The sequence below is a fragment of the Nitratireductor sp. L15S-10 genome (genome assembly GCF_045011005.1).
Taxonomy (GTDB): Bacteria; Pseudomonadota; Alphaproteobacteria; order Rhizobiales; family Rhizobiaceae; genus Nitratireductor.
Genome location: NZ_CP120674.1, coordinates 2,939,488 through 2,958,736 on the forward strand (window position 1 = coordinate 2,939,488; position 19,249 = coordinate 2,958,736).

Sequence of the window (19,249 nt, forward strand, 5' to 3'; positions counted from 1 at the left end):
GTGTGTCCATTCTAGATTTGCGCAGCGTGCCATCCGGCACACGGTTTGACACCGATCTCGCTCTTGTCGGGGCGGGTCCGGCCGGACTGACGCTTGCGCGGGAATTTGCCGATACACGTCTCAAGATACTCCTGATCGAAAGCGGCGGCGTGGAGTTTGATTCCGAAATCCAGCTCCTCAATCGAGTCGAGAATATCGGCGAACCGAACACTCGGGGCACCATGCCTCTTCAACGAGGTTACACAGGTGACCTCGCCTGGCTCAACGACATTCCAGCATTCGAACTGCGCAACCGGATGGTGGGTGGCAGCACGCACACCTGGGTTGGCAAATGCGCCGCATTCGACGAGATCGACTTCAACGCGCGTCAATGGGTTCCCGATTCCGGCTGGCCTCTGCAACGGCGCGATCTGGCGGATGTGCTCGACCGGGCAGCAAAGCTGCTCAACCTCGGTCCCAATATCTACGACAAGGCACTTTTCCGCCGACTGAAATCGCCGCCTGCTGAAATCGATCTCAATGACAACCTGCTGCGCACTTTCTTCTGGCAATTCAGCCATAAGCCCAAGAGTCACGAGCCATTGCGGTTTTCGGAGCTCGCGGCAAGACTCTCAGCGGACAACATTGATATTCTCACACATGCGACCGTTACCGGCATTGGACTATGTGAAAGCGGGAGGAAGGCGGAAACACTCGATGTCAGAAGCCTTTCCGGGGTGGACGCCTTGATACGGGCACCGGTGATCGTGCTGTGTGGTGGCGGCATTGAAAATGTGCGCATGCTCCTGGCATCCACGAATGTGGCCACACAGGGCATCGGCAACGATCATGACTGCGTGGGCCGATACCTGGCTGACCATCCGCGAACCGTGATCGCCCGCTTTGGAAAAGACACGCTGCAGGATGTGACCGAGCATTTCGGCTTCTACGGGCTCAGTCACAACCGTCGCACGCATTTTTATCTGCGAGGACTGGCCCTCAGTCCGCGTCTGCAGGCGCGTGAGGGCCTGCTCAACTGCGCCACCTATCCGGTGCAGGTGCTGGCTCCGAACGACCCATGGCTGGCTCTCAAGCGATTTTACTCCAGCAGGAGACGGTTTCGGCTCGATGATCTCAGGACCGCACTTGCGGCCCCCGGCGGACTGGCAGCCGGCCTGCACCGCCGGCTCATCATGAAACGGGGCCTGCCACGCCAGCTCACCGAACTGCGCTTCGACGCCATGGCCGAACAGAGGCCCGACCGCGACAGCCGCGTAACGCTCTCATCGGCACGTGATCGTCTGGGCGTACCGCTGGCGCGTGTGGACTGGAAGATCGGCTGGGCGGAAGCCGCCAGTCTCGCGCGGCTCGCCGAACTCATTTCGGCCGAATTCTGGCGGGTCGGCCTGCCACAGCCCAAACTCGAACCCTGGGTCCTGGATGAAGATTTCGCGAACGCCCCTTTCAGCGACATGGCCCACCCGGCCTGCACCACGCGCATGGGGGAGAACCCGAAGACAAGCGTTGTCGATCCGAACGCCAGGGTTCACGGGATCGAAGGACTTTTTGTGGCCGGCAGCTCGGTTTTCCCAACCCCCGGCCACGCCAATCCGACACTGATGATCATCGCCATGACGCTGCGCCTTGCCGATCATCTCAAGAAGCGACTTCTCGGGTGAGCAGACAGCGCTTTATCGGCCGGGCTTGAGCCAGCCTGTCCATCTCCAGCTTGCATAAAGAACGCCCAGATAAATCAGTGCACCCACCAGAACCTGCATCGCCATTTGCGAATAGGCCGGCATGTGAGCCTCGGTGGGCCAGTGAGCAAGGGACGAAACGCCGACGAACATCACGGCGGCCGCCAGCATGATGAGACCGCTATTGGCGGAGATCCCCATCCAGTCGAGCTTTCCGTAGCGTATTTGGAACCAGACCGACAGCGCCCCCGCGAAGGCAGCCGCCACGCATTGCCCGAGCGCCGCATACACAAGCCCAAAGGGTGCGAGAACCACGATCATAAGGATCGAGGCGAAGCTGATGAACAGCGACAATGGCCAAAGCCGTTTGACCTCGCCGCGAACCGCCAGTAGCGGCTCCGTTACATATCCCTGGAACATCAGGAGCTGGCGGATCGCGAGGATTTTGACGACCAGTGCCACCGGCGCCCAGGCTGCCCCGAGGGCAATGTCCACCAGATTCCCGGCGACGAGAACCAGACCGAGATAAACGGGTGCTGCGATGGCGAAAAGAACTGGGAGGAAAAAGCTGCCGGCACGGGTGACCGGATCAACTGCCGTGGCAGGAGCGTTCCGGCTGTTTGCGCGGCGAAAAACAACCCAGGCAAGCAGTCTGGCCGGCTCGCCAACCAGTTCCGAGAAGGCGGCCACGATCCTCTCCGCCGCCCGGTAGTAGCCAGCATCCGCAAGGCCGAGCAAGCCGCCGACCGCCAGCGTGCCGGAATAGGATCGCGCAAAGACGATGATCCGAACACTCAGAATATAGCGCGCGAAGTGGATCACCTCGGCGAACACCGCACGGCTCGGGATTTTCGGTGCGATCCAGCCGATCACCCAGACCCCGCCAAGGACACTCAGGATGTGCGTGGCCAGCCGCCCGACCACGAGTGCGGCGATGTTCCACCCGGCCCAAAGGCCAAACAGTGTTATCGCAAGCCCCACCGTTTCCGCAAAAATGCGGATCACCGCCTGTCTGTTGAGAAGATTCCGGTGTACCAGCATTCCGTCGTACACCGCGTTGAGTGCCGCAGGTGTAAACCAGAGCGCAAACAGCGCGAAGAGCCATGCCTGCCAGGCCGGGAACCAGAAGGCGCCCACGAGAACAACCAAAGTCAGCCCGGCAGCGGTGAAACCACAGCCGCTGGCAAGCGCAATCGCAGTGAGTTGCGGCAATCGCTGCTCACCATGATCGGCGCGCATGATGAATTCCGCCCATCCTCCTTCGCTCACGACGACAAAGAGGAAGGCGATGGCTGACACAAACGCAAAAAAGCCGAACTCGGCCGGCGAAAGAACACGGGCAGCGGCCACAAAGGCCGCCAGTTGCGCGACCTGCGAAAAGAGCCGCGCCACCATGACCCACACGCCACCGCCGAGGAGCGTCGAGACCGACAATCCGAAAAATCCACCCGGTTGTGTATCATGTTGCGGTGGTTTGTGATCCGGTTTCACGTTGCCTTCCCCCTGCCGCTATTCACCTGTGCCGGCGCTTCCGCTACGATTTCCTCTGGAACACTGATGATTCGTCGTCCTTGACGATGGGGTTCATGAGTGTGCGGCCGTGTGGATGACGAGGCTCGATACGGCCTAATGCCCGATGCGGGGACGCGAATTTGTGTGTTTTCCCTAGTCTGGTTTCCAGTTTCGATGCTTTGTGGCGGACAATGAGCAGCCAGTGCGAGATGCAAGCAAACAAGACCAGTTGAACCATGGTTTCCTTGCGCGGCCGTTCAAGGCAATCAGCGCCAAGGTTTCAATACGCTGGTTCGTTGTTGTTTTCTGCCTCGTCGTCTGGCTGGCCGTTTTGCTGTTCTTCCTTTTCTAGAGGGTCATCCTCTCTGCGCCTTACCTTTCGTCAGCAGCCATTGCGGTCGAACAGAAAGACACCGACGGTGCGCCAGACAATCTTCAGATCGAGCCAAGTCGTGCGGTCGTGAAAATACTGGACATCGAGTTGAACCCGCTCGGCGTAAGACGTGTCGCTGCGTCCTGACACCTGCCAAAGACCGGTGATGCCGGGTTTCATCAACAGATAATCGTTTATCCGCTCTCCATAGCGTACCATCTCGTCCTCGACGATCGGGCGCGGACCGACCACACTCATCTCACCGCGCAGCACGTTCACGAACTGCGGCAACTCATCGAGACTCGACATCCGCAGAAGATGGCCGATGGGATGAATGCGCGGATCGTTACGCAGCTTCTGACAGGCGCGCCATTCCTGGAGAAGAACCGGGTTCTGGTCGAGTAGCTCTCTGAGCAAGCGATCCGCATCGCGTCGCATGGTGCGAAACTTCAAGCAGTCGAATACCTTGCCGTCGCGTCCGATCCGCTTCTGCCGATAAACGACAGGCCGTCCGTCGCTGATCAGAATGCCAAGAGAAATGAGCGCAATCGCAGGGAGAAGAATAATGAGCACGAGGATGCTGAATGCAACATCGAACATTCTCTTCAAAATGACGTAAGAGCGGAAATGCCTGACTTTCCGCAGCTCCAGTCCCTGCTTTACGGAATCATCATATGCGTACAGCATGAACCCGCCCCTGGGTGTTTTGTTTGCCTCGCCGTCGATCATTATAAGGCCCCGCAAAGCCCGTGATATAACTCCATCGGGGTATTGGGCGGGGCCATTTAGGTGCAATCCACCGCACAATCGAACCATGACTACCCCTGCAGCGCAGCCGGACTAACCGGCTTCATTTGACTGGCTGGCTGCGTGGCCAAAAGCATTAGAATCAAGCCCCGGCTTCCCGGGCGGTGCCGGCTGTTCCGAAAGCTCGCGCACCCGTTCGCTCTTTCGGCGCCTGCGTCGGCGCCCGTGCCTTGATCGCGTCATCCAGAATCCTGGCATAGAGAGCCAACAGCGCCTCCAGCCAGCTCTCCGTCGTGTTGGCGAGATGCGGCGCGCATGAGCGGGCTTTTTCACTCATCGCCAAGACCAGATCGTCGTCGTCGGCCAATCGGCGCAGCTTGGCAGCCAGAGCCTCGATGCCCCCCGTGGGAAACGTGAATGCCGCGCCTGCCTCCGCCAGTTCAGCAGCCAACAAAGCATGGGACGGAAGCACCACCGGGATGCCGCTCCCCACCGCCTCCAGCGCGGCAAGGCCAAACGGCTCGGGTACCCGTGAAGAGACAATGACGCATCGTGCATCGCGCAGGCGGTCCGCCATCTGGGCACGATTGCACCAACCATGAAGCGTCACCTCCGGATAGCGTTCCTCAAGAAGCGCACGGCCAGCGCCCTCGCCGATCACTTGCAGGGGAACGCCGGCGAGGCGCGCGGCCCGTGCTGCGTCTTCGAATCCCTTCTCCGGCTCCAGCCGGCCGATAAAGAAGAAATCGTGTTTTGTGTGCGGCTGGGTCCTTGAAGACAGAAACGGCGCGACCGGGTTGCGGATGGTTGCCATGCGACTGTCGTCAATTCCAGCGCGTTTGAAGAAGCCCCGCATCTGCTCATGCACCAGGACGATATTGGCGGGCCGGCTGCGCAGTGCGAAGAAGCGCTGCATCAGCAGGTGCCGCGTGGAGCGCCAGGCCTTCTGATGATAGCCACGCTTGTCGCATTGGGTTGTCAGGCAGCGAAGCGACATGGGATCGAGGGTGCAAATGGACGATGCCGGATAGTTGATGAAGCCGCCATTGGGACAGGCGAGAAAATAATCATGTGCATGCAGCACCACCCGCTCGCGCACGGGCATCAGGGCGCGAAAGATGGATGGCGACAGAATCTTGGACCATCCATGCACGTGATAGATGGTCGAAGGTTTGTCGTGTCCGGCGACCCAGCCCCTCAGGGCTTTGTAGGCATCCCGGTTATAAAGCCCGCCCGCAAGGGCAGACAGACGCCCACGCTCAACGAGCGGCTTTCCATTGAGATGAATCGCTTGCGGCTGCGTCATTCCTGAAGGTTCATCCCCAGCAAAAAAGGTTACCGGCACGCCGGCCTCACGCAGTATCCGCGCAGCCAGGCAGGACAGGTTCGACGCCCCGCCAATCTCCGCCGACCGATCATTAATGAGGACAACCCGCCCCGGACGCATGATCCCCCCTATTCCAGAACGGTCACGTTCCGGGGTGAGAGGCGGCCGCGCACCAGGTCACCGACGGCCCGCATATTGCCGAGAAGCCGGCCGCGCCGATCCACCCATGGTTCGGGCCGGATAAACTTGACGGCGTTGGCTACGAGATTGCGCATGATCTGCGGAGCGGCATGACGCGGGCTCATGGTCTTCTTGCTCATCAGATAGACGGGATTGGCAATCTGCGAATAACCCAGCCGGAGGCCGGAGGTCCGCCCTGACTTGGTGCCCAGATGAACACCGTGGAGGCGTTCAGAACTTACAATCCGTCCGTGTCGCGCAAGCTGCCTGCTGAAGTCCACGTCCTCGAGCCAGCCATAGAGTGGCAGGTTTTCGTCAAACCGAAGGCCATATCCGCGGACGGTCGACAGGCGCACCGCCATATTGCAACCGTAACCGCTATAGACCTGCTTTTCGCGACCAGTGGGTGTGGTCTTCGAATGCGAACGGATGATGCGCAAACCATCTTCGAGCGGGATCCCCGGCCCGAGAATGCCATCGGCATCGACCGTACCTGTGCTCATGACGACGTCGGGGTAGGATCGGAAGATGCGCACGGTCTCTTCCAGATAGTTCGGTGCGATGAGGAAATCATCGTCGAGAAAAAGCAGAATGTCGACGTCTTCCATGTCCTGGAGAATGCGATTTCGCTGCCGGCATAGCCCCCGTTCGGCGAACACGATGCGTGTGCGATCAAGCAATGCGCCCAACGCATCGGCGTCCACGTCATCACGGTCTGCCGCGCATATGACGATGCAATCGGCCAGACGCGACTGATCCAGCAGATGCGGCACCACCGAATGAAGTATTCTCCTGCGCCCGGTGGTGGCGATGCCGACTGCTATGCGAAGATCGGTCCGGCCCGGATAACGTTCAAACTGCATGACGGCCTCCCGTTTCGAGCCGGGTTCTCCCCATCGCAGGCCACCACTGTCGGGTTTTGCGCTTGTTGAAGACGACACCCAGAATTCCAACACGGGATTTGCCGAATGTCGCGAGTGCGCTCGCCAGCCATTCGACGGTCATCTTGCGCCGGTTGCCGAGAACCAGAAGGATACCGTCAAGATGGGCGCTGGCTGCCCGCGTGTCTGCCGATGTGGCGAAGGTCGAGAGATCGACGATGATGACATCGTAGTTCTGGCGGAGTTCCTCGATCTTTTTCCTGAGAGCCGGCAGATGCCCAAAGCGATGTCCCGGATGCGCAGCTTTTCGGATCTGCTCCACGGTAAGCACCGGGAGGATCAACCCATCCTCCATCGGAGTCTGCTTTTCCTTCCTGCGTTTCTCAGGTGGTGGGTCACCGGGCTGTTCGTCACCGTGATAAACGGAAAGGCCAGCTTTTGGCCCGGAATTTGCCGCCTGCAAGCTCAGGAACGGATTCCGGAAATTTGCATCGACGAGTACCACACGCAGCCCCTCATTGGCATAGAGCTGGCCCAGATTGGCCGCGATGGTGCTCTTTCCTTCGTCGCCGCTGACTGAAGTGAGCCCCACGACGATCGGCCCACCTGAAGGAAATGCCGCGTCAATAGAGCTCTTCACGCCACGCAGCGCCTCGGAGAAACCTGAATAGGGTGCGTCCAGCACGAACCGAAGGGCGCCCTTGCTGCCGGGCAGCTGAAAGCGGGTGAAGGGAACATGGCCAAGTGTCGGCAGGCCCAGTTCACGGCTCAGACGCTCGCCCGAACTGATGCGTCGGTCGAGCACATCGCGCAGGCCCGCAAGCCCCAGACCGCCGGCAAAACCGAGCATCAGGGCCATGGGGATGATGAGCGTGGTTTTCGGCCAGTTCTTCGCAAGCGGGGGTGTCGCCGCCGTCACCATGCGGGCATCACCGATGGGGAAGGATTGCTTCTGCAGTGTCGTGATGAGTTGCTGAAGGACGCTTTCATACATGCGCCTATAGGTGGTTGCCCGGCTTTCGAGCTCAGTAAGCTGAACACGTGCCAGGTTCTTTTCGGTGACACTGCCCTTGATCGCCTGAAGCTGCTCCCTGAGCAGTTCCTCGCGGGCCTGCGCGGTGTCGAGATTGGATTTGTAGACACCTTGAATGCGAACGAGTTCGGTGTTGATCTGCGCTTCCAGCCGCGCGATCTCCGACTTTGCCGCCAGCGTCGGTTCACTATTGGAGCCATAGCGGGTCTGCAAGGTTTCAAGCCGCGTACGCGCCGCTCCGAGTTCCGCTCTCAGACGGTTGATTTCGGTATTGCTCAACGCATCGCCTACATAACTGTCAGGCAGTTCCCCGGCCAGCATGCGGTTAATTGTGGCAAGCCGCGCCTCCTCGCCTGCGGTCGCAGCCTGCGCCGCCAGCAACTGGCTGCTGATCTCGGCTAGCTGCTGCTGATCAAGGCCAGAGGAACCGACCTGGGCGATATCGTTGCTGTTCCTGTATTGCTCGGCACTGAGAGCGGCTTCCTGTGCTTGTCGTCCAATCTCCACGAGCCGATCCTCGATCCATTGCGCTCCGCGCGCGATGATCTGCGATTTGGCATCGAGACTTGACTGCATGTAGGTGTTGGCGATGGCATTTGCGGCGCGCGCTGCCTTGCCCGGGTCGGTGGAGGTGTAGCCGATTTCAAGGACATAGGACTGCCCCACGCGGCGCACGGATACGCGTCCCAGAAAACCCGCCATGGTGCGCCGCATGATCTCTTCTTCGTTCGGCTCGCCCGCTACCTCCGCCCCGTCCTCTGTCGCCGGGTCGAATAAGGAGAGCGTCGCTGCAAGCGCGCCGCGCACGACCGATCGCCAGGAACTGCTCGTCTGGATCTCAGGGTCTTCGGTCAGATTGAGCTGCCTGATCACCGAGCGGGCAATCGCCTCCGATTTGACGATCTCGACCTCGCTGGCAATTTCCGCGGTTTCGATGATGATGGTGCCGGTGGAAGCGTCCTGCGATGCGATACGCGCCTGCTCGCGATCGATGACGATGCGGGCGATGGAGGTATAGGTAGGTTCCGTATTTGCGATGTAGAGCGCGCCAAGCGCCACGCCGGCGGCCGACGCAAGGGCAAGGACCAGAAAGTGCCTTTGCAGGAAGGCCCAGATATCGCGAAAGGAAATATAGTCCTCATGCCGCCCGCTTTCCCTGGACGCCATCTCCGTCCCGGTCAGCCTCCTGATTTCCTGAACCACCATGGTTTGCCCCGCCCGTCTGGCTGTAAAATTCTCTAACGCGACCGCGCCTGTCTCATTTCGCTTTCAAGAGAAGCGCGCGGCATCGAGGCGCGCAGCAGATCCAGCTGCACGTCCAGGACATCACCGGGTTCGAGCCCGGACGTTTCAAGCGCGTCCACACGCTTTTTGTCACTACCGCCGCGCAGGATGCTGAACCGCAGCGGCTGCTGCTCGAACGCCCTGTCCTCACGACGCAGGATCGACGCCCCGGTTGCCTGAAGAAGCTGCTCCGTCATTCCACGGCGCAGTTCCAGGTCGTCGATTTCCAGGTTGACCCTTTGCAGCTCGGCGCCGATTTCCGTGCGCCGCGAGCCTTCGAGACTGAGCGCATCACGATCGGTTTCACTCAATCTCTGCCGGGCGCGCATCGAGGCCACCGCAAGGTCGAGCCGACTGGACTGCAGGTCGGCCACTATGCGTTCAAGGCCGGTTTCGCGCGATTTCGTGACGGTGCCTCTTTTGACCAGTTGAGCGACATTGCCGAGTTCTTCCTCGGCGATTTTTATCTGCCGATCCTGCGCCACCATCTTCTCGCCAAGAATCCGGATTTCCTCACGGAAGAGCGTACCGAGTTCGTCGAGCGCGTTGCGCTGGCGCTCATAGGCGTTGCGGCGGGCTTCGAATATCGCCCGCTCATCCCGCACGAATTGCGCTGCGTGGCCGGCCAGGGGGCGTCCCTGCAGCGCTGCATCAAAATCGACACTCTCGCCCTCGATCAGTTCTGTTTCGAGCCGTGCTCTACGGATCGTGAGCTGAAGGAGCTGAAGATCGATACGTCCGATCTCACCCGCGTAGCGGATCTGCTCGAGTTCGGAATAGCCACCTGCCTGATCAGACCTGCGGACACGGCCGCCGGCCATCGCCAGAGCCTGCAAAACGTTAAGCCCCGGCTTGAACTCAAACTCTCCCGGCCGTTCCACACTCCCGGTGACGAATACAGGCGGGTAACGCACCACTTCCACCGTGGTGGCGGGCGGCGCAATCAGTCCTGTTCTCTTTTGAAGTGCTGCCGCGATTTCACCGGCAAGCTCCTGAGAGGTTTTGCCATCCGCCTTGAGCTGGCCCACCAAGGGAAGAGCTACCATGCCTGCAGGCGAGACAGTGTATTCACCGTTCAGGGCTGTCCATTCCCGATACTCTCCCTGCGCCTCGTCCCATTCCACCACGGCAATCTTGACCCGCGTCTGCGCCAGAAGCTTAAACTCATCCTGCGCGCGGACAGCGACACCGCTAACAAGAAAGCAAAGAGTGAACACGAGCGCCGCAAGCACGAATGATCGTGCTTTGGGGAAGGAAATGGTGAGACCAGCTTTTGCCTGCTTCATTCTGCCCGTTCCGGAGTGTTCATTGCCTTCGGGAAGACGCAAAGCCGCCTCCCCCACCATCGATCATCAGCGGAAACGGGGGAAGGTAAATTCAGTTGAAATGGTGTCCGGCTAGTCCCTTTCGCCTAAAGCCTCTAAGCCCATTGGGCTTTTGACGCAGATTGATTGTCGCACAGGTTTGGGTGACGCCCGATCGGATGACCTCCTAGGCCGTTTGAGCGCACTTCTGCGCCCTTCAGACACGGGTTCAACCGTATTGTCGGTGTGCCCTGCTGCGCTTTTTCAAAGCACTATTCCGGAGGGCAAATCCGGGAGAAGCATCTTGCGCGTCGCCATCGTTCACTATTGGCTGGTCTCCATGCGCGGGGGCGAAAAGGTCGTTGAAGCCCTGTGCGACATGTATCCCGAGGCCGACATCTTCACGCTGGTCTATGACGAAAGGCGGGTGTCGGAGAAGATTCGCAGGCACCGGGTCATCCCCTCCTTTTTGCAGAAGATTCCGGGGGCTCGGCGGCATTACCAATCACTCCTGCCACTGATGCCCTTTGCGTTGGAAAGCCTGGATGTCTCGGGCTACGACCTGATCATTTCCAGCGAATCGGGCCCCGCCAAGGGCATCACGCCCGGGCCGCAGGCAACGCATGTGTGTTATTGTCATTCGCCCATGCGCTATGTGTGGGATCACTACCATTTTTATCGGGCCAACGCCGGCCTGCCGACCCGGCTGCTCATGCCGTGGATCGCCCCGGCTCTGCGGGCATGGGACGTCACCACCGCTGCACGTGTCGACGCATTTGTTGCCAATTCACGCCATGTGGCCGACCGGATCGGCAAATATTACCGACGTCGGGCCATCGTGCTCAATCCACCGGTGAACGTCGATGAATTCGCGCCGGCGACCGAACTGGGCGATTACTATCTCGTTGCCGGTCAACTGGTTGGCTACAAGCGGGTCGATCTGGCCGTACGCGCGTTCACTCGGATGGACCGCAAGCTTGTCGTCATCGGGGAAGGCCCTGAGATGGCGGCGCTTAAGCGGCTGGCCGGGCCCAATGTATCGTTTCTGGGCCGGGCGCCCTTCGCACAATTGAAGGATATGCTCGCCCGCTGCAGGGCGCTGGTCTTTCCCGGAACAGAAGATTTCGGGATTGTGCCGGTGGAGGCGATGGCGAGCGGCCGGCCGGTAATCGCCCATGCAAGCGGGGGTGTGCTCGATTCGATCGTACCCGACCAGACCGGGCTCCTGTTCAACGAACAGTCCGAGGCCGGACTCATTGAGGCGGTGCATCGCTTCGAGGCCATGGAAGGGCGTTTCCGTCCCGAAGACATTCGCCGGCACGCACAGCAGTTCAGCGATGCCCATTTTAAACAACGGATGCAGCAGATCATCGAGGAGGAGATGGCCAGGCGAAAGCCGGCCCCGGTTTCACTCTCGGGTGCCGTCCGCAAACAGCCATCGCTGCGTCCCCGCGTCGCCAGGGTCAAACTCCCCGACAGTCATTTGAGAAACGGAGCGTGACAGAGCCATGTTTTCAGCCTTGCGTCTACGCAGCGCGGTGCGCGACCATGAAACCGATACATTGCGGTTCAAAACGCTCGCCCACACGCTTGACCTTCTCGACCGGGAATTGCATGCCGAACGCCGCGGCCTGAAGGAGCGCTGCGAGCGGCTCGCTGCTACAGCGGCGTTCGCGCAGGAGCGCTTTGAGAGTCACGGTAGTGAAAACAAGCTCTCAACGCGGATCGATGACATGACCCGGTCCATGAAAGACTACACACGGCGAATGAAGGCGCTCCAGCGTCAGATCGAAATCGTCGGGCAGTTGCGCGCGACGGCTTCAAACTTGATCGAACCCGGGGACACACGAGAAGCGCCCGGCTTGCGGCCCGTTCTCGCACCGGGACCGCAGCCGCTACGCACATGCGTTTCAAAATGATTAGAAGAGGCCCGCCGGTACGCTGACAAGATGAACGCTGTAACACCTAAGCGCAGGGGATTTGCCCCAACGTTCTATCTGCACGATGCGCCTGGGCTTTTATGATTTCCAGCAGTTGGAAAGAATGAGAATCGTCAAAAACGAAACGCTAAGCCACCGCCTTTATTAAGGTTTCCCGGCTTGGCGCGCGCAGAAACGAGGCTCCGGATCGCCAGTGCGCAAGCCATGGCGAGGGATGTCTCCCGGTTCAGACGGAGAGGAACGGACCGGGAGCGGGGGAGGACACGCGTAAGGATGGACACGTCCGGGGCGGGCTGGCCTCGCAGCGGACGGTAGACCACGAAAGGTCGGCGAACCGGGCAGAACTCTGATGGCAAGCAGTGGCAGTTCAGAACGAGCACTTCAGCACACAGACACAACCGGCATGCTCGCACTGATCGAAGACAACATTCGTGTCTTCGATCTGAGTCTGTCTGGACTGCGTGTCGTGGTTCCCGTGGACAGCCGGTTTCTCGCCGCCACTGCAGCAACCGCACTGATGGCGGGAGCCGCTGCAGTGACCGCCGTGACACCGACGGCCACCCGCTTCCAGTCAGCCGAAGAGGCGGCGGAGGCCACACGCACGCTGGTCGAGGCTGCAGGCCTCGTGAAGGGGCTTTCCGTAGACGAGCGGATCGATCACGAAACCTGCCGCGCGACCAATATTCTTCTTAACGGGCCATCCATCCGGCCTGTCACGCGCTCACTCATCGAACGCCTACCCGACCATTCGGTGGTGGCGCTGATGCACGAGGCATGGATGACGCTGGCAGGCGAAGTGGACATCGAGGCGTGCCTTGAGCATGACATTCCGATCTCCGCCATCAATGAATCGCATCCTCTGGTCGGTGCCAGAGATCGCCACCCGGCCCTCTGTCTCGAATTGCTCAAGGAGGCGGAAATCCCGGTGGAGGGAGCGGATATCGCACTAATCTGCGACAATCCCCTCTCCGACACGCTGGAAAAAGGGCTCCGGCGGGCCGGCGCGCAGGTGGCCGTCGTCGCGCACGCCAACCAGATCTTCGAACACGACTGGCGCGCCATTCTTCTCGCCAAACGGCCGAGAGATGAACCGCGTCTCGGAATTCAGGATCTCGGCTGGATTGCCAAGAGCGCGCCAGATGCAACAATCATCCAATATTGGGGCGATGTGGATCGAAAAGCCGCGCGGTATTTCGAGCTGAAAGTGTGGCCGCAGCGCACACCCGGCAAGGGACGGTGGGGAATACCGCTGGATACGCTGGGCCCCGGGCCGATATTGCAGCGCATCACGGCTGGCCTAAAAGCGGCACAATCGGTGCTGGCAGGAATGCCGACTACGCCTGACAGCCTTGCACAAACCCTTACATCGACTGACATTTTCAACAGCGATTGACATTCGGCAATCTTCATTGCGCGCCTTCGCATCCGCAAAAAACTATGTCATATCCCTGTCGCAATCGTTTTGACGCGGCGTGTTCCGCATCGTGTCGATATGCGAAGGGAGGACAGTTTGAGCGCTAACGCACGGATTTCGGCACTGACGCCCCCTGATGTCCTGGCAAGAAAGGGTGGCGAGCCGCTCGTCTGCCTGACCGCCTACACCACCCCGCTTGCGCGCATCGTCGATCGGCACTGCGACATAGTGCTGGTGGGCGACAGTGTCGGCATGGTCCTGCATGGTCTGCGAAGCACTGTCGGTGTTTCTCTCGACATGATGATCATGCACGGACAGGCTGTTCGGCGGGGCGTGGAGCGGGCCCTTCTTGTGGTCGACATGCCCTTCGGCAGCTACGAGGAATCGCCAGAACAGGCCTTTCGCAATGCTTCCCGCATCATGGCGGAGACCGGCTGTGGCGCCGTGAAGCTCGAAGGCGGCGAGACAATGGAAAAGACCATCAGGTTCCTTACGCGACGCGGAATTCCGGTCATGGCGCATATCGGTCTGACGCCCCAGGCCGTGAACACTTTCGGCGGCTACAAGGTGCAGGGGCGCGGCGACGATGCTTTCCACATCCTGCGTGATGCCGAAACGGTCGCCGAAGCGGGCGCATTCTCCGTGGTGCTCGAAAAGGTGACGGCCACGCTGGCCGATCGCATCACGACATCGATCCCCATACCCACTATCGGCATCGGCGCATCGCGCACCTGCGACGGGCAGATACTCGTGGTCGATGACATGCTCGGCATGTTCGATACGTTCCGGCCGAAATTCGTCAAGCGTTTTGCGGAACTCGGTGAGGCTTCGGATGCGGCCATTGCTGCCTATGCGCGAGAGGTCCGTTCCCGGGAATTTCCGAGCGATGTTCACATTTTCACCGATGGCAATAAGGGAAAGACGGAATGAACCCCAGCATCCTGCGCACGGTCGCAGAACTGCGTGAGCGCGTTCGCATGTGGCGCCGCGCTGGAGAGCGTGTTGCCGTCGTGCCCACCATGGGCGCACTTCATCAGGGTCACCTCAGCCTGGTGGAGACGGCCAAGGCGCGTGCCCAGCGGGTGATCGTCACACTGTTCGTCAACCCGAAGCAATTCAATAATCCTACCGACCTTGCCGCCTATCCGCGCACCGAGGCCGATGATGCGGCAAAGCTTGCGCCTTACGAGATTGATGTCCTGTTCGCCCCCCCGGTGGAAGAGATGTATGGCACCGGGTTTTCCACCACCGTTTCGGTCACTGGCGTCAGCCAGGGGCTGTGCGGTGCTCATAGGCCTGGACATTTTGACGGTGTTGCCACCGTGGTCACCAAGCTGCTTCTTCAAAGCGGTGCCGACATAGCCTGTTTCGGCGAGAAGGATTTTCAACAGCTTCTCGTGGTGCGCCGGCTTGTGGCGGACCTGAACATCCCTGTCGAGATTGTCGGCTGTCCGACTGTGCGCGAAGCCGACAATCTGGCTCTCTCATCCCGCAATGTACGCCTGACAGACGCGCAGCGTCGCATTGCACCCGCAATTGCAGATGTTTTGCTGCAGAGTGCGGCGCGCCTTGCCGGCGGTGCTGACGCTGCTCCCGTTCTGGAAGCTGCTCAGAAAGCCCTGCAACGGGCCGGGTTCGATCGGGTGGAGTATTTCGAGCTGCGCGATGCAGAAACCCTGGAGCCTCTTCAGCGCGCCGATCGTCCTGCAAGGCTTCTCGCAGCCGCCTGGCTCGGTGAAACCCGTCTTATCGACAACGTCCCCGTCACCCCGTTCACTGTCTGAAATCCATGGTCGTTCGGTCCCGGGTTTTCAACGGCGGCGCCGTAACGCCTGCGTGAACTCTGGTCCCAATGGCTTTATCGCAAGTGACGGTTTCCCTCGCCACTGCTTGATTTCACAGTGAACATCCGTGCTGCGATGTTCCCGACATCGGTTCTGGCGATATCCAGTCCGAGATCGTGAAGCAAACCAGTTTTTATACGGAAACCATTATGAAAATAGCAGTTTTAACCGCCCTCGCCACGCTTTACATCGCCGCGCCCGCGGCGGCGCTCGAGCCGATCAGTGGAAGTCTCAACTACAACCCCGAACAATCCCCGCTGACCAGGACGCCGGTGGGTTCGGTGACGTTCAACGAGTTCCACAGTGGGGGAAGCCGCTACCGTGAGATCTATGTCGTCCAACCGGATGGCCGCTTGAAGATCGTCAATCGCTCGGTGGTCAACGATTCTTAATCGCCGACCGGTTTTCGAGGTCCAACGGCCCTGCATCGCGGGGCCGTTTTGTTTTAGAGAGCGTGCCTGCGCGACCCGGAATTCACCGAGTCTCATCTTCGCCATTGTGCAGCACAGCCTGCACATCGTCAGCCAGAAGCAGGGCGATCGGTCGCGTGCTCTCGAAGTTGGCCATTATGATGGCAATAATGGAGGTGAGCGGGATGGCGAGGATAGCGCCGGGAATGCCCCAAAGAGACGACCACAGGGCGAGCGACACCAGCACAACGAACGGCGACATGTTTATCCTGCGGCCGATCATGCGCGGTTCCAGGGCATTGCCCACCCACATCTGTGCCGAGGTCAGCAAAACCGCCACCAGAAGCGTGGTCTGGAGTGAGCCGTACTGTGCCAGTGTGAGGAGCACCGGGAACATCACTCCCATGAGTGATCCGACATAGGGAATGTAGTTCAAGAGTCCGATCAAGACGGCCCAGAAAAGAGCGAAGTCGACACCGAAGAGCTTGAGCACAACGAAGGAGAGAACGCCGAGGATGATGTTCACGAATGTCTTGACCGCCAGATACTCTCCGATGCTGCGGTTGATGTCGCGCACAATCGTGTGGGTCTGGCTGGCCCTGTCTCTGGGAAGAGCCGCCGCTATCTTTCTGGCAAAGCCCCCCCGCTCTGCCATCAAAAAGGTCGAGTAGACAACGGCCATGAAGATGATGCCGGCCAGGGATCCGACCGAACCAAGACTGACGGCCGCGAGGCGTTGCAGGTTGATGCGTCCCCACAGTGTTTCAACGAGAGTTGAAAGATTGGGAATCTCTTCGATGTCGAACCGCGAAAGGATGCCGGTGAGCATGTCCGTCAGGTTTTTCTGATACACTGGCAGACGCGCGATCACCTGTTCGGCTGTGCCGACCAGCACACTGGCCAGCATGACCAGGGCCAGAACGAAAATCGCCAGAACAAGGCCGCGCCGCATCCACTCTGGTAGTCGGCCAAGCACTGGCAATCTCCCCAGCGCTTCGGACGCGGTCAAGAGAACATAGACTGAGATCACCGCAATGAAGATCGGCATCAGGACCGAGCGCCCGACAACCAGTATCCACCCGACCAAAACCGTGAGAATGACGGCAAGAACCAGGATAATAAATGCGCGAAGCGGGTCAGTTTTCTCCAGCATGTCTTTTCAATCGCAATGACAGCAGCACCAGCGCGACGCCGCTGGCCAACAATTCCAGAGCCACGATCAGACCGAAATTGATCGTCACCCCGAGAAGCACGATCCCCCCAAGGACCACGGAAACGCCGCCCGCGCAGAGAAGCACGGGAAATGCGCGATCACCGTGCAGGCTGCGCCCCACCCAGAGTTTCGCGGCCCCCGATGCAATCAAGAGTGCTCCAAGGAGATATTGCAACATGCGACCATCGCCGAACGGGCCGAACAGAAGAGACAGGCCGAGAAAGATGCCGGCGAGTGCCAGCAGCCCGGCACCGATCATCGTGGGGACACTGGGTGCCTTATAGGCCGCCCACCCCTGCAGGGCGCCGGCGATGATCAGGGCCCAGCCACCCAATGTCAGTGTCCAACTGGAAGCGGAGCCGAGGTTGAAAAGAGCGGCAAGGCCGCCGACCAAAGCAACGATGCCGGCGAGCAACCACAACATCCAGTGCTTCATATTCCCTCCGTTCGACCTCAAATGCCAGTTGGAACCCGTGCTAGAGAAGCCACTCCACCGGAAGCCAGCCGACCACCACCGCCGCGATCTGCCGGAACCAGGTCGCACCGGGCTCTTCCTGATAGATGATCGGGTCCTGCTGGCGCCGTTCTTCCACCCAGACCATCTTGTTCTCGGGGGTCAACCGAGGCTGATAGCTGACCAGCCCCAATCTGTCGTCGAACCCCTCGCTGATTTTTCGGGCCATGCTTTCACTGTCAATCAGGAAGCCCATCTCGCAGTTCAGGATCGCTGATCGCGGATCGAAGTTGAACGACCCAATAAAGATGCGCTCGCCATCAACCGCGAAGGTCTTTGCATGCAGGCTGGCGCCCGAGAGGCCGAAAGGCTTTAGCTGGAATTCTGATTCCTGAGTCACGCCACCACGCAGTTTCAATTCGTAGAGCTTCACCCCCGCCTCAAGAAGGCCACGACGATACTTGGCATAGCCGCTGTGCACGAGGAGCACATCCGTCGTGTTGAGGGCGTTGGTCAGAATGTGCACCTGTTTGCCAGCCTTTGCCAGATCGCTGAAATAGCTGCTTCCGATCCTGCCCGGCACAAAGTAGGCCGAAATCAGATCGAGCCTTTGACGCGCCTCACCCAGGATCGCGCCAAGGCGCATGATCATCAACTGGTCACGCGTGGCCTTTCCCTCTCCTTTCACCGGATCGTCGGCGACGAGCTGCACGTCCGTCCATTCCAGTGCAGCACCGCCTCTGGCGTAGCGATCTGCACTGCTTTCGAGGTCTGCCAGAACCGTTCGTGCCTCTTCGCTTGCGCGCACCTGTGCGACACGCGCATGGAAACCCTGGAGATCTCCGGGCCCGGAAATGATCTTTTCGACTTCAAACACCGAGGCGCTGTTCCAGTATTCATCGAACACCATAGCCGTTTCGGGAAGGATCGCTCCGGTCGCCAGAACATCCATGTCCACGTAGAATGCTTCGTCGATCTGAAAATACTCGTCGCCGATATTGCGGCCGCCAACGATTGCCGCAGCGCCGTCAACAATGAAGGACTTGTTGTGCATGCGCCGATTCATGCGAAAGAAATCGAACGTGTAGCCGAAAAGTTTTGGCCGGCGTACCGTGGACGGGTTGAAGAGGCGAATGTGGAAGTTCGGCAAGGCGTTTAGGGCAGCCATATAGAGATCAAGCCCCGGTACGCCATTGTCGTCGAGCAACAAGCGCACCCGCACCCCGCGAGCTGCGGCCTCGCGCAGAGCATCCAGCAGCAGAATCCCCGAGGTGTCATCGTGCCAGATGTAATATTGCGCGTCGATGGAGCCTTGCGCGCGCTCGATCAGCTCCAGCCGGCTCGCCAGCGCATCCTTGCCATCAGCAAGCGGCAGCACGCCGGTCTTGCCCGGATGCGCTGTAGCGCCCGTCTCGAGCAGCCGGCCAAGCAGCGTTGAAGGGTCCGCGGCCAACGCCTCCTGGCGCTCTCGTTGCGAAATATCTGGCAGTGCGAACACCAACCGCAGGACGATCACCGCCAGAACGATGGCAGCGGTTATGAAGATCAGAGCGAACATGACCTGCTTTATACGCACGAAGTCCCCCTTCCGCACGGTGGAACATTCGTTTTATCCCAACTGTGAGAAAGCAAGGCAAGAAAGGCTTTCCGTGCAAGG

General features: G+C 59.9%; 16 protein-coding genes. 7 read left to right on the forward strand and 9 right to left on the reverse strand.

Going from position 1 to position 19,249, the window contains the following annotated elements:
- Window positions 1–2 precede the first annotated feature (2 nt).
- A complete protein-coding gene (locus tag P2W41_RS14070; RefSeq protein WP_404933480.1) occupies window positions 3–1,658 on the forward strand; it encodes a GMC oxidoreductase in 1,656 nt (551 codons plus the stop codon).
- Window positions 1,659–1,670: 12 nt separating this feature from the next.
- Here P2W41_RS14070 and P2W41_RS14075 read toward each other — a convergent pair whose 3' ends face one another.
- The 6 genes from P2W41_RS14075 to P2W41_RS14100 all read right to left on the reverse strand — a co-directional run bounded on the left by P2W41_RS14075 (window position 1,671) and on the right by P2W41_RS14100 (window position 10,299).
- Window positions 1,671–3,110, reverse strand: a complete 1,440-nt coding sequence (locus tag P2W41_RS14075; protein ID WP_404933481.1) for an oligosaccharide flippase family protein — start codon at window positions 3,108–3,110, stop codon at window positions 1,671–1,673.
- 460 nt (window positions 3,111–3,570) lie between these two features.
- The gene (locus tag P2W41_RS14080) at window positions 3,571–4,161 is read right to left on the reverse strand and encodes a sugar transferase (protein WP_404933482.1); all 591 of its coding nucleotides are present in this window, start codon (window positions 4,159–4,161) and stop codon (window positions 3,571–3,573) included.
- Window positions 4,162–4,450: 289 nt separating this feature from the next.
- Window positions 4,451–5,755, reverse strand: coding sequence for a glycosyltransferase family 4 protein (locus P2W41_RS14085; protein ID WP_404933483.1), 1,305 nt, complete (start codon window positions 5,753–5,755; stop codon window positions 4,451–4,453).
- An 8-nt stretch (window positions 5,756–5,763) separates the two neighbouring features.
- On the reverse strand, window positions 5,764–6,678 hold the full coding sequence (locus tag P2W41_RS14090; RefSeq protein WP_404933484.1) for a glycosyltransferase family 2 protein: 915 nt from the start codon (window positions 6,676–6,678) through the stop codon (window positions 5,764–5,766).
- Window positions 6,668–8,935: a GumC family protein gene (locus tag P2W41_RS14095; protein ID WP_404933485.1), complete on the reverse strand. Its 2,268-nt coding sequence runs from the start codon at window positions 8,933–8,935 to the stop codon at window positions 6,668–6,670. The genes P2W41_RS14090 and P2W41_RS14095 overlap by 11 nt, the downstream gene beginning before the upstream one ends.
- Window positions 8,936–8,967: 32 nt before the next feature.
- Entirely contained in the window at window positions 8,968–10,299 is a 1,332-nt protein-coding gene (locus P2W41_RS14100; RefSeq protein ID WP_404933486.1) for a polysaccharide biosynthesis/export family protein, read from the reverse strand.
- A gap of 322 nt (window positions 10,300–10,621) precedes the next feature.
- Between P2W41_RS14100 and P2W41_RS14105 the strand changes: the two genes are divergently transcribed.
- From P2W41_RS14105 to P2W41_RS14130, 6 genes are all read left to right on the forward strand, one after another.
- Complete coding sequence (locus P2W41_RS14105) at window positions 10,622–11,818, forward strand: glycosyltransferase (RefSeq protein ID WP_404933487.1); 1,197 nt, start codon at window positions 10,622–10,624, stop codon at window positions 11,816–11,818.
- A 7-nt stretch (window positions 11,819–11,825) separates the two neighbouring features.
- A complete protein-coding gene (locus P2W41_RS14110; RefSeq protein ID WP_292899636.1) occupies window positions 11,826–12,236 on the forward strand; it encodes a hypothetical protein in 411 nt (136 codons plus the stop codon).
- A gap of 424 nt (window positions 12,237–12,660) precedes the next feature.
- Window positions 12,661–13,650, forward strand: coding sequence for a hypothetical protein (locus P2W41_RS14115; RefSeq protein ID WP_292899634.1), 990 nt, complete (start codon window positions 12,661–12,663; stop codon window positions 13,648–13,650).
- Window positions 13,651–13,767: 117 nt separating this feature from the next.
- Window positions 13,768–14,601: a 3-methyl-2-oxobutanoate hydroxymethyltransferase gene (gene panB / locus P2W41_RS14120; protein WP_404933488.1), complete on the forward strand. Its 834-nt coding sequence runs from the start codon at window positions 13,768–13,770 to the stop codon at window positions 14,599–14,601.
- Window positions 14,598–15,455 carry a pantoate--beta-alanine ligase gene (gene panC, locus P2W41_RS14125; protein ID WP_292899630.1) on the forward strand — a complete coding sequence of 286 codons (858 nt, stop codon included), beginning with the start codon at window positions 14,598–14,600 and terminating at the stop codon, window positions 15,453–15,455. The genes panB and panC overlap by 4 nt, the downstream gene beginning before the upstream one ends.
- A gap of 209 nt (window positions 15,456–15,664) precedes the next feature.
- Window positions 15,665–15,907 carry a hypothetical protein gene (locus tag P2W41_RS14130; RefSeq protein WP_292899628.1) on the forward strand — a complete coding sequence of 81 codons (243 nt, stop codon included), beginning with the start codon at window positions 15,665–15,667 and terminating at the stop codon, window positions 15,905–15,907.
- An 82-nt stretch (window positions 15,908–15,989) separates the two neighbouring features.
- On the opposite strand, the gene P2W41_RS14135 is transcribed toward P2W41_RS14130, so the two are convergent.
- Genes P2W41_RS14135 through P2W41_RS14145 form a run of 3 tightly spaced genes read right to left on the reverse strand, consistent with a single transcriptional unit; the run spans window position 15,990 to window position 19,168 of the window.
- Window positions 15,990–17,078 (reverse strand): AI-2E family transporter, encoded by a 1,089-nt coding sequence (locus P2W41_RS14135; protein ID WP_292899626.1) that lies wholly within the window; start codon window positions 17,076–17,078, stop codon window positions 15,990–15,992.
- Window positions 17,062–17,574 (reverse strand): HdeD family acid-resistance protein, encoded by a 513-nt coding sequence (locus tag P2W41_RS14140; RefSeq protein WP_404933489.1) that lies wholly within the window; start codon window positions 17,572–17,574, stop codon window positions 17,062–17,064. Before P2W41_RS14140 ends, P2W41_RS14135 begins: the two co-directional genes overlap by 17 nt.
- Window positions 17,575–17,614: 40 nt before the next feature.
- Complete coding sequence (locus P2W41_RS14145) at window positions 17,615–19,168, reverse strand: phospholipase D-like domain-containing protein (protein ID WP_404933490.1); 1,554 nt, start codon at window positions 19,166–19,168, stop codon at window positions 17,615–17,617.
- Window positions 19,169–19,249 lie beyond the last annotated feature (81 nt).

Excerpts from the sequence above, each read along its gene's own strand:
- P2W41_RS14140 (WP_404933489.1), bottom strand. The coding sequence starts at position 17,574 with ATGAAGCACTGGATGTTGTGGTTGCTCGCCGGCATCGTTGCTTTGGTC.
- P2W41_RS14110 (WP_292899636.1), top strand. The coding sequence starts at position 11,826 with ATGTTTTCAGCCTTGCGTCTACGCAGCGCGGTGCGCGACCATGAAACC.
- P2W41_RS14095 (WP_404933485.1), bottom strand. The coding sequence starts at position 8,935 with ATGGTGGTTCAGGAAATCAGGAGGCTGACCGGGACGGAGATGGCGTCC.
- P2W41_RS14085 (WP_404933483.1), bottom strand. The coding sequence starts at position 5,755 with ATGCGTCCGGGGCGGGTTGTCCTCATTAATGATCGGTCGGCGGAGATT.
- P2W41_RS14135 (WP_292899626.1), bottom strand. The coding sequence starts at position 17,078 with ATGCTGGAGAAAACTGACCCGCTTCGCGCATTTATTATCCTGGTTCTT.
- P2W41_RS14115 (WP_292899634.1), top strand. The coding sequence starts at position 12,661 with ATGCTCGCACTGATCGAAGACAACATTCGTGTCTTCGATCTGAGTCTG.
- P2W41_RS14080 (WP_404933482.1), bottom strand. The coding sequence starts at position 4,161 with ATGTTCGATGTTGCATTCAGCATCCTCGTGCTCATTATTCTTCTCCCT.
- P2W41_RS14100 (WP_404933486.1), bottom strand. The coding sequence starts at position 10,299 with ATGAAGCAGGCAAAAGCTGGTCTCACCATTTCCTTCCCCAAAGCACGA.
- P2W41_RS14090 (WP_404933484.1), bottom strand. The coding sequence starts at position 6,678 with ATGCAGTTTGAACGTTATCCGGGCCGGACCGATCTTCGCATAGCAGTC.
- panC (WP_292899630.1), top strand. The coding sequence starts at position 14,598 with ATGAACCCCAGCATCCTGCGCACGGTCGCAGAACTGCGTGAGCGCGTT.
- P2W41_RS14130 (WP_292899628.1), top strand. The coding sequence starts at position 15,665 with ATGAAAATAGCAGTTTTAACCGCCCTCGCCACGCTTTACATCGCCGCG.